Here is a 13224-nt window from a genome sequence, read left to right on the forward strand (position 1 = left end):
CCGTGGCCGGACGTGAGCGACGACGACAACCTGGCCGACGGGGAGATCGATCACGTACTGCAGGCGATGCTCCCCTGGCCGGCCGCGAAGGACCTCGACAAGCTGGCCCCGGAGCGGCTCGCCGTGCCGAGCGGCTCGCACCGCAGGGTCGACTACACCGATCCGGGGCGCCCCGTGCTCACCGTCAAGGTGCAGGAGGCGTTCGGCTGGCTGGAGACGCCGGAGCTGGCCGGCGTGCCCGTCGTCCTGCACCTGCTCTCCCCCGCCGAGCGCCCGGTCGCCGTCACGCAGGACCTGGCCTCGTTCTGGCGCAACGGCTACCCGCAGGTGCGGGCCGAGCTGCGCGGCCGCTACCCGCGCCACCCCTGGCCCGAGGACCCCCTGACGGCCACGCCGACGCGCCGCACGAAGCCGAGATAAGGACGTCACCCGCCGCCTCACCCGCCAACCAAACGACCGCACCGCACAGTGGAGGCTGACGAGGGAGGCGCGTATGAGAGACGACCTGCCCGCGCTGGCCGCCGAGGCCTTCGGCTACGGCTACCCGTTGCTGTCCGGCCTCACGGCGGTGGAGCGCGACGCCAAGACGAGTCCCTTCAACACGTTCACCCATCGACGCGGTCTCGCCACACCCGGCCCCCAATCCGTCAACGTCAACGTCGACGTGCTGTCCTCGACCGCCCAGCTGGACCTGTCCGGCGGCCCCCTGTGGCTGCGGGTCCCGGCGACCGGCGACCGGTACCACGTCGTGCAGTTCATCGACGCCTGGACCGACAACTTCGCCTACGTGGGCAGCCGGTCCACGGGCTCCGGCGAGCGCGAGTACCTGCTCGTGCCGCCCGGCTGGGCCGGCCGGGAGGCGCCGGCGGCCGAGGTCATCCGGATGCCGACCATGGTCGCGACCCTGATCGCCCGCTTCGCCTGCACCGGGCCGGCCGACGTGCCGAGCGTCAACGCCCTGCAGGACGGGCTCTCGATCGAGCGGATGTACCCGCAGGTGCCGCTCGACGGGCTGCCCGCACCCCAGTCCGGCGTGCCGGACGACGTGCTGTTCTTCGAGACGCTACGGCGCTCGCTGGCGGCGTTCCCGCCGTCGCCGGCCGAGCGGCGCTACCAGCGGCGGTTCGGGCCGCTGGGACTGTTCGAGCGCGGCAACTCGCCGTACGCCACCATCCCCCGCGACGTCCGCAACGCCATGCGGGAAGGCCTGGAGCGCGGGCGGGACGAGCTCGAGGAGGCGGCCACGTCGCAGCACGCGAGCCTGGTCAACGGCTGGACCAACGACCTGCACACCTTCGACTACAACCTCGACTACTTCGAGGTCGGCACGATGGACACTCCCGAGTGGACGGTCCACGACCGGGACCAGGCGCACCGGATGCGGGCGGTCGCGGCCCGGACCGGGCTGTGGGGCAACCACGCCTACGAGGCCGTCTACCCGACCGTCCACAAGAGCCTCGACAACGAGCGGCTGACCGGCGCCCACCGGTACTCGGTCCGCTTCGAGCAGCCGCCGCCCGTGGGCGCGCAGTGGTCGCTGGCGCTCTACGACGCGCCGGACTCGCGGCTGGTCCCGAACGAGCTGGACCGCTACGCGGTCGGCAGCCACACCCCGGACCTGCGCGCCGGCCCGGACGGCTCGGTCACCGTGATGATCCAGCACGAACGGCCGGCTGGCGAGGAGACGGCCAACTGGCTGCCGGCCCCGGAGGGCGGCTTCCGCCCGGTCCTGCGGATGTACCAGCCCGACCCGGCCGTGCTGCACAACGAATATCGGCTGCCGCCGGTGGTGCCGGGGTAGCACGATACGGGGCGTGGACACGCTCGACCGCGGTCTCGGACCCCTGCGCGAACTGCTCACGGACGCACCCGAGGAGACGCGGCGGCGGCTGTACCGCACGATCGTCCGCCGCCGCCGCGCCGACCTCGCCGACGGACTCGTCGACGAGGTCCGCGCCCGCTACGGCGACGACGAGGCGGCCCGCCTCCTGCCGGTGTGCGGCGCGGCGACGTCGACCCGGCTGCTGCCGGAGCTCGGCTACGCGCTCGCGTCATGGGAGCGCATCGCCCGCCGCCACCCCGCGGCGACGCTCACCACGGCCGCCCGCGAGCTCGCCGAGCTGTCCCCCGAGGGCCGCGAGGAGCACTGGCGCCGCACCGCCGGCGCCGTGCTGGCGGCCGCCGAGGAGCGCCCGGAGCAGGGCCTCGACCTGCTGGAGCGGTTCGCGCCGGCCCGCTGGCTGCCCGGGCACCTCACCGCCTACGGGGTGCTGGCGAGCACTGACCCGCTGCGGGTGCTCGCCCTGTTCACCGCGCCCGAGCGGGCCGACTGGGTGACCCACTCCGCGCTACCTCCCAACCTGCTGGACCGGATCGGCCGCCTCCCGCCGGCCACCGCGGCAGAGCTGGGCCGCCGGTACTCGGGCCGATGGGACCAGTTCGCCCGGCTGCTGCGGGCCGCGCCGCCGGGGCACCGCGGCGAGCTGTTCGAGCGGTCGATGGCCGGCGTGGACCGCTCCCGGGTCATGACGAGCGACCTGGTGCTCGCCGTGCTGCCGGGGAGGGCCCGGGCGGCCGAGGCGCGCCGGATGCTCGCCCTGGAGTGGGTGCGGCAGGACGAGCGGCAGGCGCTGCGCCTCACCGCGCAGCTGCCCTGGGCCGAGGCCGAGCCGGTGCTGCTGGCCGCCACCGGCCGCGGCACCGCCGACGAGCGGCAGCTGGCCTGGCACCTGCTCGGCCAGTGCGCCGCCCGCGGCCGCGACCCGGAGGCGGTCGCCGCGTTCGTCCGGCACCTGCCCAGGCTGCGCAACGAGCAGGACCCGGTGCGGGCGGCCGCGCTCGCCCAGCTGCCCCGCCTCCCACCGGCGCTGCTGGCGCCCGAGCTGGCCGAGCCGCTGGACCGGGTGGTCAGCGACGTCGTGGCGGCGCGCGACGCATCCGGCGACACGATCTCCCACGTCCTGGAGGCGGCGGCCACGGTACTGCGGGAACGACTCGACTCGGCACCGCTCACCGCCTGGGCCCTGCGCACCTTCGGCCGCGTCCTCGGCGACGACCGCCCGCCCCGGTTCGGGCCGCTCGACGAGCGGCTGCGCCACGACCAGGAGGAACTGGCGTTCGCCGCCGTCCGCGACTGGCTGACCGGCGCCGCCGCCCGCGGGGAGCACGGCCCGCTGTTCGCGTTCGCCGAGGCGCTCGGCCGGCGGGCCTGGCGGCTGCCCGAGCTCCAGGCCTTGCTGGGGGCGGCCACCCGCCGGGACACCCTGGCCTGGCCCGCCCGCCGGGCGATCGAGCTGTGGCTGGCGGACCCGGCGCAGCGCGGCGCCCGGGTGGAGGCGGTCCTGCGCGAGGACCCGTCGGCGATCGCGCTGCCGGTGGTCTGGCGGATCGTCTGCGCCCGCCGGGCCGGCCTGGTCGCCGCCGCCCTCGCCGGACCGCCGCCGCGGGGCCGGTTCATCCCGGAGGGCGTGACGTGGGTGCCGCCGCGGGCCCTGGGGCTGCGCCGCTGGCCGGAGGAGTCCCGCCGGGCCTACGCCGGGCGGCTCGCCGCCGTCGCCGCCGACGCGTCGCTGCCGTGGCGGGTCCGCGCGGCCGCCCTGCGCGCCGCCGCCCCGGTACCGGAGCACGGCTGGCCGGTGGTCCGTCCCTGGACCGGCCCGCCGGCCGGGACCGCGCCGGAGGGCGAGGAGGACGACGACGGCGCCGGGGTGGGGATGGCGGAGGCCGCGCTGGCCGCGCTCGCCTGGACGGACCGGCCCGCCGAGGCGCTGCCGGTGCTGCTCGCGCACGCCGGGGACGACCGCGCGCGGGTCGCCATGGCCGCGGCCGGACGCGCCGGGCGGTTCGTGGCGCCGTCGCGGCTCGGTGCCGCCCTCGCCGCCGTCGACGGCAAGGTCACCAGCCGCAAGGAGGCGGTCCGGCTGATCGCCGCGGGGCGCGTCCCCGGCGCCGCCGGCCTGCTGTGGGAGCGGTGGAGCGACGCCGGCACGCACCGCGACGTGCGGGCCGCGGTGGTCGGCGCCGCGCGCGACGCGGCCGACGACCCGGGCATGTGGCGGGTCCTGCGGGCCGCGGCCGCCAGCGGGGTCCGGGAGGATCTGCGGCCGATCCTCGAGGGCCGGCCGTACCTGGTGCCGCCGGCGCGGCGCGCCGAGTACGCCGCGCTGGTCCTCGCCGCCGGCACCTCCCCCGACCGGCGGCTGGCCGCCGAGGGCTGGGCCGCCCTGGCCGGCTGGGCCCTCTGGCTGCACGGCGCCGAGGAGCTCGTCCTGCAGCGGCTCACCGAGCTCGCCGACGAGACCGTCTGGCCGGCGGTCGCCGGGGCGCTGGTCGCGATCGTCCGCGCCGGGACCGCCGGGACGCTGCTGACCGACGCGCTCGACGCCCTCACCGGGCTCGACGGCGTGCGGGTCGACGGCCGGGACCGGCCGGCCCGGCGGCGCGTGGAGACGATCGTCGCCCGGCTGGGCGAGCAGCGCGGGCTCTCGGCCGCGGCGCGCCGCACCATCGGTACCGCGGCCGCATCGATCTCCACGGTGGACGGGTTCGCGCCGGCGGCGGCCGGCCTGCTCCTGGCCGCGACCGATCCGGAGTCGGCCGGTGAGGTCGACCGGCTCGCCCGGCTGCTGGACGGCCGGCCGGTCCTCGCCGCGCGGATCGCCCAGGGCCTCGGCCGGCGGCTGGAGCAGCACGAACCGCAGCCGGCGATCGCCGAGCGGCTCGCGCGGCGGGCGGGGACGGCCGACGGGCTGCTCGCGGTCGCGTACGCGGCGCACGGCCGGCGGCTCGGCTGGCCGGCCCGCTGGCGCGAGCTGGTCGAACACCTGCGCGAACATCCGGCGGAGGAGGTGCGGGACGCGGCCCTGGAGGCCAGGCTGGAGTGAACATCCCGTTTCCAGATGGCGTACACCTCGCTGCGACCGTCGTGCTGTCCGGTAGCCGTACCGCACCATGTCCCGCGTGAGGATTGCGCACTTCTGCGACAGCCATCCGGGCCGCACCGACGGGGTGGCCATCTCGGTCGCGACGACCGTGTCGCTGTTGCGGTCCGCCGGGCACGACGTGCAGGTGTACCAGCCGGCGCCGCTGCTGCGGGGGCGCGGCGAGCCGTGCGGGGTGCGGTCCGTGCCGGTGCCGCTGCGCAACATCCGGGTCGGCGTGCCGCGGTTCTCCGGCATGCGGCCCGTGCCGCAGATCGTGCACATCCACACGCTCGGGCCGGTCGGGATCGGCGGGCTGCGGTACGCGCGGGCGCACGAGATCCCGGTCGTCATGACCTGGCACACGGACCTGCTCGCGTACTCCGCCCACTTCATGGAGATCCAGGTCGCCGCCGCGCACGCCGCGCAGCGGCTCGGCCTGGGCTGGACCGCCCGCGACTACCTGCGGCTGGCCCGGCCGGGCACCGAGCGCCGGGCCCAGCTGGTCCGCCTCGGCCAGGAGTTCCTCGACCGCACCGCGGTCGTCATCGCGCCGTCGGAGAAGACCGCGGCGAGCTTCGCCGAGTTCGAGCGGGTCCCTCCCGTGTGGACGGTGCCGACCTCGGTGGCGCTCGACGAGTGCCCGCTGGGCCGGACCGAGGTGCGCCGTGCGCTGCGCATCCCGGAGACCGCGCCGGTGGTCCTGGCGGTCGGCCGGGCCACGAAGGAGAAGGACCCGCAGCTGCTGCTCGCGTCGTTCGCCCGGCTGCTGCGCCACCTGCCGGACGCGCGGCTGGTCATGCTGGGTGTGAAGCAGCAGCGCCTGACCATCCTGCGGCTGGCCCGCCAGGCGGGGGTCGCGCACGCGCTGCGGATCGTGCGCCCGGTGCCGCACTCGCGGATGGCGGCGTACTACCGGATGGCGGACGTCCTCGCCTTCGCGTCGACGACGGACACCCAGGGTCTGGTACTGCTGGAGGCCGAGCAGGCCGGCCTGCCGGTCGTGCTGGCCGACGCCGCCCTGGCCGGCCGGCCCGGCGAGGAGTCGCCGGGCCGGATGAGCACCGCACCGGACGCCGACTCGTTCGCGGCCGCCCTGACCCGCGTGCTGACCGACCCGGCCCTGCACCGCTCGGTGGCGGACGCGGGCCGCGCGGCGGCGGAGTCGTACTCGACCCAGCGCTACCTGGACCACCTGCTGGCGGCGTACACGTTCGCCCACGAGTCGCACCCGGCCCCGGCCCCCGCCACCGCCTGACGCGGCGCGCAACACCGCGCGCGCCGCGCCGGCGGTGGCCGGTCAGGGGGTCGACAGGGCCTCCGTCGGGGCCAGGCGGGCCGCCCGCACCGCCGGGTACAGGCCCGCGATCCCGCCGATGACCAGGGTGGCCGCGATGCCGCCCGCCGTGGCCCAGGCCGGGACGATCGCCGGCCAGTCGCGGGTCGCGGCGTACAGCGTCGTCACGCCGATGCCCAGCACCACGCCGCCGACGCCGCCCAGGGCGGACAGCAGCAGCGACTCGGACAGGAACTGCAGCAGGATCTGGCCGCGGGTCGCGCCCAGGGCCCGGCGCAGGCCGATCTCCGAGCGGCGCTCCAGCACGGAGATGACCATCGTGTTGGCCACGCCCACGCCGCCGACCAGCAGCGCCACCGCGCCGAGGCCCAGGAGCAGGCCCGTGAAGGTCTTGTCCGTCGCCTGCCGCGCGGCGAGCGCGTCGGACGGGCGGGAGACCTTCACCTCGTTGGGCGCCTGCGGGTTCGCGGTCGCGGCGAGCACCGCCCGCACGTCCTCGACGTAGGCGTCCTTCGAGCGGGTGTAGACCGTGGTCGCCGCGCCGTCGAAGTCGAAGTACGTCTTCGCGGCCTCCCAGCCGATGAGGGCCGCGGAGTCGAGCTCGGGCGCCAGGGGTACCGGAGCCAGAATCCCCACCACCGTGAACCAGCGCCGGCCGACGTAGACCTGCACGCCGTCGTTCACCGCAGTGATGCCCAGGCGGCGGGCGGCGGTCGCGCCGAGCACCACGGCCGGGTAGCGGGCGGTGGCGGCGTTGAGCCACACGCCGTCGGCCAGCTCGGCACCGACCGTGGCCGGCAGGCCCAGCTGGGCGGCGGACGTCGTCAGCGAGCCGGTCTGCGCGGCCGGGATCTGGTCGCTGCGGTACACCCGGACGCCGGAGAGCTTCGCGGTCGCGGCGACGACGGTGACCGGGCCGATCCGCGAGATCATCGGGATCGCCTCGTCCGGCAGGCTGGAGGACTCGCCGAACAGGTCGTTGCCCGGCGCGACGGTCAGCAGGTTGGTGCCCAGGGCGGCCAGCTGGCGGTCCAGCTCGGCCCGGCTCGACGACGAGATGCCGACGACGGCGGTCATCGCGGCGATGCCGATCGCGATGCCCAGCGCGGAGAGGAACACCCGCAGCGGGCGGGTGCGCAGGCCGGTGCCGCCGACCCGGACCACGTCGGTCAGGAACAGCCGCGCGGGCTGCAGCGGCGCGCTCACGACGGCACCACCTCCCCGTCCCGCATGGCGATCTGGCGCGGCAGGCTGGCCGCGATCTCCTGGTCGTGCGTGATCACCAGGATCGTCGTCCCGCCCTGGTGCAGCTCCCGCAGCAGCTGCACCACGCCGGCCCCCGATGCCGAGTCCAGGTTCCCGGTCGGCTCGTCGGCCAGCAGGATCGCCGGCTCGCCGACGACCGCCCGGGCGATCGCGACCCGCTGCCGCTCGCCGCCCGACAGCTCGTTCGGCCGGTGGTCGAGCCGGTCGCCGAGGCCGACGCGGCGCAGCGCGTCCTCGGCCCGGCGGCGGCGCTCGGCCCGGGACGGCCCCGCGTACAGCAGCCCGTCGGCCACGTTGTCCAGGGCCGACTGCCCCACGGCGAGGTGGAACTGCTGGAAGACGAAGCCGATGCGCCGCGCCCGCAGGGCCGACAGCTGCCGGTCCTTCATGGCCGCGACCTCGTGCCCGTCGATGCGGACGGTGCCGGCCGACGGGCGGTCGAGCGTGCCGATGAGGTGCAGCATCGTGCTCTTGCCGGAGCCGGAGGGCCCGACGATGGCGGCCAGCTCGCCGGCCTCCACCGTCAGGCTCACGTCGCGGACGGCGACCACGCCGCCGGCGTACTCCTTGGTCACGCCCTCCAGCTCGACGACCGCGGTCATGAGGGCATCCCCACGACCGTGCCGTCGGTGACGCCGTCGCCGCTGACCTCGACCTTGCCGGCGGCGAACATGCCGGTCTCCACGGCGACGACGCGGGTCGCGCCGTTCTCGACGACCTGGAGGCCGTAGCCGCCCTCGGCCAGCGCCAGCAGCGCCGCGATCGGCACCGCGAGCACGTTCTCCTTGCGCGCGGAGGTGAAGACCACCTCGCAGGTCACCTGGTCGAGGCCGGCGAACGCGGCGCCGTCGTCCGGCACCACCGTCGCCTGGATCTTCGTCGTGGCCGGGTTCTGGCCCTCGGCCGGCTTGATGACGGTCTCGACCTGGCTGATCTTCGCCGGGACCGTCCTGCCGTCGGGCAGCTTCACGGTGACCGCGGCGCCGACCTTGGCGAGGCGCTGGAGGGCCACCTCCAGCTCGACGGTCACGACCGGGCCGGTGCCCGTGTACGTGAGCAGCGTCGTGCCCGCCTGGTCGCCGACCGCGGCCTTCTGCTCCTGGATGCGCGCCGCGCCGGCCGCGTAGACGATCCGGCCCTGCTCGACCGTTCCGGTCCGGGTGATCCCGAGGTCGCCCTGCCACTTGCGGACCGCGGTCGCCGTCGACGCGGTGTACTCGTCGTCGACGGTGAAGCCGGTGTACCCGAGCGCCGCCAGGTTCTGCTCGAACTGCTTGACGTCGGCGCCCTCGACGCCGGGGGCGAGCGTGCGGTACGCGGGCAGCGCCCCGTACAGCAGCACCACCGGCGTGTCGTCGACCCGGAACATCGCCTGTCCGCGCTGGACGGTCGCGCCGACCGCCGGCAGCTCGGTCACGGTGCCCTGCAGCCGGCCCGCGACCGACTTGGTGTCGCCGTGGCCGACCTTGCCGTCCTCGGTCTGCGTGTCGACCAGGGTCTGCCGGCTCACCTTCGCCGTCTTCACCGGCGTCTGCGAGCTGCTCTGCGCGTTGGAGTCCCGGTCGGGCAGGCCGAGCGCGGCCGCCGCCACGGCCCCGGCCGCGGCGACCGTCACCGCCGCGACCACCACCTTCCCGGCCCGTCCCCGCCGCCGCCTGTTCGCGCTCATGCGCCCCCGCCCTCGGTCTTCTGGTCGGTCACCGGGCCGGGGTCGTCGCTGCCCCGCGGACCCGGCTGGTACTGCCGGCACTGCTCCTCGGCCTTCTTGAACTCCTCACTGTTCGGGTCCACGCCGAGCTTGTTGACGTCGATCGCGATGCCGCCGTCCTCGGTCGGGTCGGGGAAGTTCGTGATGCCGTTGTCCCGCATGCACTGCGAGAACTTGCGCATCTTCTCGACCGCCTCCGGATCGGCCCGCATCGGCTCGCCCCCGTTGGGCATGTACTGCTGGCACTCCTTCTGGGCGGCGTCGACCTTCTCCTTGTCGGTGCCCTCCGGGATCGACATCTGGAACCGGCCGTCGTCCATCTGCGGGTCGTCCATCGGGATACCGTGCTCGCGCATGCACTTGGCGAAGTTCAGGAAGGCCTCCTGGTCGGCCTCCGGGTTCCGCTTCCCGGAACCGCCGCCCTGCGTGGCGCTCGCGCTGGGCTTGGCGCCGTTGGCCGAGGCGACCCCGTCGTCCTGGTCGCCGGAGCGGGCGCAACCCGCCGCCCCGAGGGTCAGCAGCAGGCCGACGACCAGCGCTGTCCTGATGCGCATGGTGCGCTCCTTTCGAAGGGGCCGGCGGGCGCCGGCCACGCTGCGCAGTCAACCGAGGCGCGCGTCACCGGGCCGTAACCGCAAACGTTGACGCCGCGTTGACGGCCGGGCGCGGGACCATGGAGGCATGCGGATTCTGGTGGTCGAGGACGAGCCGCTGCTCGCCGAGACGGTGGCGCAGGGCCTGCGGCGCGACGCGCACGCCGTCGACGTGGTCCACGACGGGGGCGCGGCGCTGGAGCGGCTCGACGTCAACGACTACGACGTCGTGGTGCTCGACCGCGACCTGCCCGTCGTGCACGGCGACGACGTGTGCCGGGAGCTGGCCCGGCGCGAGTCGGCGGCCCGCGTGCTCATGCTCACCGCCGCCGCGGACGTCGACGACCGGGTCGCCGGGCTGGCCCTCGGCGCCGACGACTACCTGCCCAAGCCGTTCGCGTTCCGTGAGCTGGCCGCCCGGGTCGCGGCGCTGGGCCGCCGGGCCCGCCCGGCCGCGCCGCCGGTGCTGGAGCGCTCCGGGATCCGCCTCGACCCGCACCGCCGGGAGGTGTACCGCGACGGCCGCTACGTGCCGCTGTCGCGCAAGGAGTTCGCCGTCCTGGCCGAGCTGCTGCGCGCCGCCGGCGCCGCCGTCTCCGCCGAGCAGCTGCTGGAGAAGGCGTGGGACGAGAACGCCGACCCGTTCACGCACACCGTGCGCATGACCATCCTCAAGCTGCGCCGCAAGCTCGGCGACCCGCCGGTCGTGCACACCGAGCCGGGAGTGGGGTACCGCCTCGCATGAACCGCATGACCATCCGCACCCGCCTCACGCTGGTCTACGGCGCCCTGGTCCTGGTGGCCGGCCTGGCCCTGCTCGGGATCACCTACCTGCTCGTCTACGCCCGGCTCCAGGACGCGTTCGTCTTCGCCGGCGTCAGGGCGAACGGCGACGCCCCGCCGCCGGACATGATCACCGAGCGCAAGTTCGTCGCGGACATCCAGGGCGACGTCAAGAACAGCGCCCTCCAGGCGTTCCTCACCCAGGGCGGCATCGCCCTCGGCGTGGTCCTCATCGTCGCGGTCGCGTTCAGCTGGCTGATCGCCGGCCGCCTGCTGCAGCCGCTGCACCAGGTCACCGAGACCGCGCGCCGGATCGCCGCCGCCCCGGACCGGGGGCTGCACGAGCGGATCGCGCTCGCCGGGCCGTACGACGAGGTGAAGGAGCTCGCCGACACCTTCGACGGCATGCTGGCGCGGCTCGACAAGTCGTTCGACGGCCAGCGCCGGTTCATCGCCAACGCCTCCCACGAGCTGCGCACGCCGCTCACCCTGAACCGCACCCTGCTGGAGGTCGCCACCGACCCGGCGACCGCGTCGCCGGAGCTGGTGCAGCTGGGCCGGACGCTGCTGGCCGTCAACGACCGGCACGAGCGGCTCATCGACGGGCTGCTGCTGCTGGCCAGGTCGGAGCGGCCGGTGACCGAGCGCGCCTACGTCGACCTCGCCGACGTCGTCGGGCACGTGGCCGGGCAGCTCCCGCCGGGCTCGGTCAAGGTCGAGACGGTCGCGAACGAGGCGCCGACCCTCGGCAACGCGGTGCTGCTGGAGCGGGTCGTCCACAACCTGGTCGAGAACGGGGTACGGCACAACCTGCCCGAGCACGGCTGGGTGCGGGCCGAGTCGGGGACCCGACCGGACGGCACCGCCTTCGTGCGCGTCTCGAACAGCGGGCCGGTCGTTCCGCGGTACGAGATCCCGAACCTCTTCGAGCCGTTCCGCCGGCTCGGCGCCGAGCGCGCCAAGGCCCCAGGCGCCGGCCTGGGCCTGTCCATCGTCCGGGCGGTGGCCCTGGCCCACGGCGGGGGCGTGCAGGCCGATCCGCGCGACGGGGGCGGCCTCATCGTCACGGTGATCCTTCCCACCGCCGCCCTGGGCAGCGAATACCCGACATAACCGCTTGCCCGCATCGGGCAGACTCGTGGGATGCTCGCGCCACCGACCTGCACCGCCGACCTCGTCCGGCTCATCGAGACGGGCGCCCGGGTGCGGTACCTCTTCTTCTGGGGCCACCACCCACGCGCCGACGGCTCGATCGGCCCGAGCTGCCTCAGCCAGTGGTGGCCGGCCGAGTTCCTGGTCGACGGCGTGCTGTTCCCGTCGGCGGAGCATTTCATGATGTACCGCAAGGCGCTGCTCTTCGGCGACGAGGCCGTCGCCGAGCGCATCCTGACGGTCGCGCACCCGAACGAGGCGAAGACCCTCGGCCGCCAGATCGCCCCCTTCGACGAGGCCGTCTGGGTACGGTCGCGCTTCGAGATCGTGGTCGAGGGCAGCGTCGCGAAGTTCGACCAGAACCCGGACCTGCGCGCGTTCCTGCTCGGCACCGGCGACCGCGTGCTGGTCGAGGCGAGCCCGCTGGACCGCGTCTGGGGCATCGGCCTGACCGCCGGCGACGCGTCGGCCGACGAGCCGGTGCTGTGGCGCGGCCAGAACCTGCTGGGCTTCGCCCTGATGCGCGCCCGCTACGAGCTGGCGGGCGGCGCGTGAGCACCCGTTCGCGCCCCCGCTCCCGCCCCCGCCCGCGTCCTGCTTCGCCTGTGGAGGAGCCGCTGCCGGCCTGGCTGGCCTGGCCCATCCGCGCGGTGGCCGTCGTCGTGGTCGTCCCGTTCAAGCTCGCCTGGGACCTGCTCGTCCTCGTCGGCGGCTGGATCTGGCGGTACATCGGAAAGCCCGTCGGCTGGTTCCTCCACTACTGCATCCTGCGCCCCGTCGCGTACGCGTTCTACTACGTCGTCTGGGTCCCGCTGCACTGGCTGGTCGTCAACGTCCTCTGGCGCCCGCTGGCCTGGCTGGGCAGGCACGTCCTGCTCCCGCTGCTGACCGCGCTGTGGCACGGTCTGGTCGCGCTGAAGCCGGTCTGGGTCTTCCTGGGCCGGGTCCTGCTGGAGGCGGCCCGCGGGGTGGCCTGGGCGCTGCGCCTGCTGTACCGCTACGTGCTGACCCCGCTGGGCAAGGCGCTCTACTACGCGCTCGTGGTCCCGCTGGTCTTCGTCTGGCAGTGGGTGGTGGTCCCGGTCGCCCGGGCGGTGGCGTGGGCCTGGAACCACTCGGTGGTCCTGCTGTGGCGCTACCTGGTGGTGATCCCGATCCGCTGGACCTGGCGCACCCTGGTGGTGCCCCCGGCGAAATGGGTGCACGCCGCGATCCTGCACCCGACGGCGGAGGCGACCCGCCGCGTCCTGGCCGCGATCGGCCTCCGCTGACCCACCTCCCGCCCCGCGCACCACCGCCAGCCACGGCTGATTCGTCCATGATCCCGAAGACTTCTCGCACCCAGGGCGACCAAAAGTCTTCGCGATCAGACGCGCCGGCGCTACCAACTGACGCAGCAGCGGGCCGGGCACCGCAGCGTGCGGTGCCCGGCCGGCCGGGGGGGACGCGACCCGCACCACCGGGCGGACCCGCGCCGGGGGGGGGGCACCCGCGACCAGGGGGCGC

The 13224-nt window shown here is 75.3% G+C and carries 12 protein-coding genes; 8 read left to right on the top strand and 4 right to left on the bottom strand.

What is annotated here, in order from left to right:
• The 4 genes from ABZS66_RS55925 to ABZS66_RS55940 all read left to right on the top strand — a co-directional run.
• A partial coding sequence (locus ABZS66_RS55925; protein WP_354772194.1) for an ATP-dependent helicase C-terminal domain-containing protein occupies positions 1-420 on the top strand: 420 nt, incomplete at its 5' end.
• A gap of 73 nt (positions 421-493) precedes the next feature.
• Positions 494-1801, top strand: coding sequence for a DUF1254 domain-containing protein (locus ABZS66_RS55930; RefSeq protein ID WP_354772196.1), 1308 nt, complete (start codon positions 494-496; stop codon positions 1799-1801).
• A gap of 13 nt (positions 1802-1814) precedes the next feature.
• Positions 1815-4883 carry a hypothetical protein gene (locus ABZS66_RS55935; RefSeq protein ID WP_354772198.1) on the top strand — a complete coding sequence of 1023 codons (3069 nt, stop codon included), beginning with the start codon at positions 1815-1817 and terminating at the stop codon, positions 4881-4883.
• Between the two features lie 76 nt (positions 4884-4959).
• Complete coding sequence (locus ABZS66_RS55940) at positions 4960-6177, top strand: glycosyltransferase (RefSeq protein ID WP_354772200.1); 1218 nt, start codon at positions 4960-4962, stop codon at positions 6175-6177.
• A 42-nt stretch (positions 6178-6219) separates the two neighbouring features.
• On the opposite strand, the gene ABZS66_RS55945 is transcribed toward ABZS66_RS55940, so the two are convergent.
• The 4 genes from ABZS66_RS55945 to ABZS66_RS55960 are packed head-to-tail and all read right to left on the bottom strand — an operon-like array spanning position 6220 to position 9744.
• Entirely contained in the window at positions 6220-7422 is a 1203-nt protein-coding gene (locus ABZS66_RS55945) for an ABC transporter permease (protein WP_354772202.1), read from the bottom strand.
• Positions 7419-8084, bottom strand: a complete 666-nt coding sequence (locus tag ABZS66_RS55950; RefSeq protein ID WP_354772204.1) for an ABC transporter ATP-binding protein — start codon at positions 8082-8084, stop codon at positions 7419-7421. The genes ABZS66_RS55945 and ABZS66_RS55950 overlap by 4 nt, the downstream gene beginning before the upstream one ends.
• On the bottom strand, positions 8081-9151 hold the full coding sequence (locus ABZS66_RS55955) for a peptidoglycan-binding domain-containing protein (RefSeq protein WP_354772206.1): 1071 nt from the start codon (positions 9149-9151) through the stop codon (positions 8081-8083). Before ABZS66_RS55955 ends, ABZS66_RS55950 begins: the two co-directional genes overlap by 4 nt.
• Entirely contained in the window at positions 9148-9744 is a 597-nt protein-coding gene (locus tag ABZS66_RS55960) for a hypothetical protein (RefSeq protein ID WP_354772208.1), read from the bottom strand. The genes ABZS66_RS55955 and ABZS66_RS55960 overlap by 4 nt, the downstream gene beginning before the upstream one ends.
• A 127-nt stretch (positions 9745-9871) precedes the next feature.
• Between ABZS66_RS55960 and ABZS66_RS55965 the strand changes: the two genes are divergently transcribed.
• From ABZS66_RS55965 to ABZS66_RS55980, 4 genes are read left to right on the top strand one after another with little or no spacing between them, the layout of a single operon-like run.
• Positions 9872-10528, top strand: coding sequence for a response regulator transcription factor (locus ABZS66_RS55965; RefSeq protein ID WP_354772210.1), 657 nt, complete (start codon positions 9872-9874; stop codon positions 10526-10528).
• Entirely contained in the window at positions 10525-11679 is a 1155-nt protein-coding gene (locus ABZS66_RS55970; RefSeq protein ID WP_354772212.1) for a HAMP domain-containing sensor histidine kinase, read from the top strand. The genes ABZS66_RS55965 and ABZS66_RS55970 overlap by 4 nt, the downstream gene beginning before the upstream one ends.
• A gap of 30 nt (positions 11680-11709) precedes the next feature.
• Positions 11710-12273 (top strand): NADAR family protein, encoded by a 564-nt coding sequence (locus tag ABZS66_RS55975; RefSeq protein WP_354772214.1) that lies wholly within the window; start codon positions 11710-11712, stop codon positions 12271-12273.
• Between the two features lie 50 nt (positions 12274-12323).
• A complete protein-coding gene (locus ABZS66_RS55980; RefSeq protein ID WP_354772216.1) occupies positions 12324-12989 on the top strand; it encodes a hypothetical protein in 666 nt (221 codons plus the stop codon).
• Positions 12990-13224: the final 235 nt, after the last annotated feature.

The organism is Dactylosporangium sp. NPDC005572 (genome assembly GCF_040605515.1).
Classification (GTDB): Bacteria; Actinomycetota; Actinomycetes; order Mycobacteriales; family Micromonosporaceae; genus Dactylosporangium.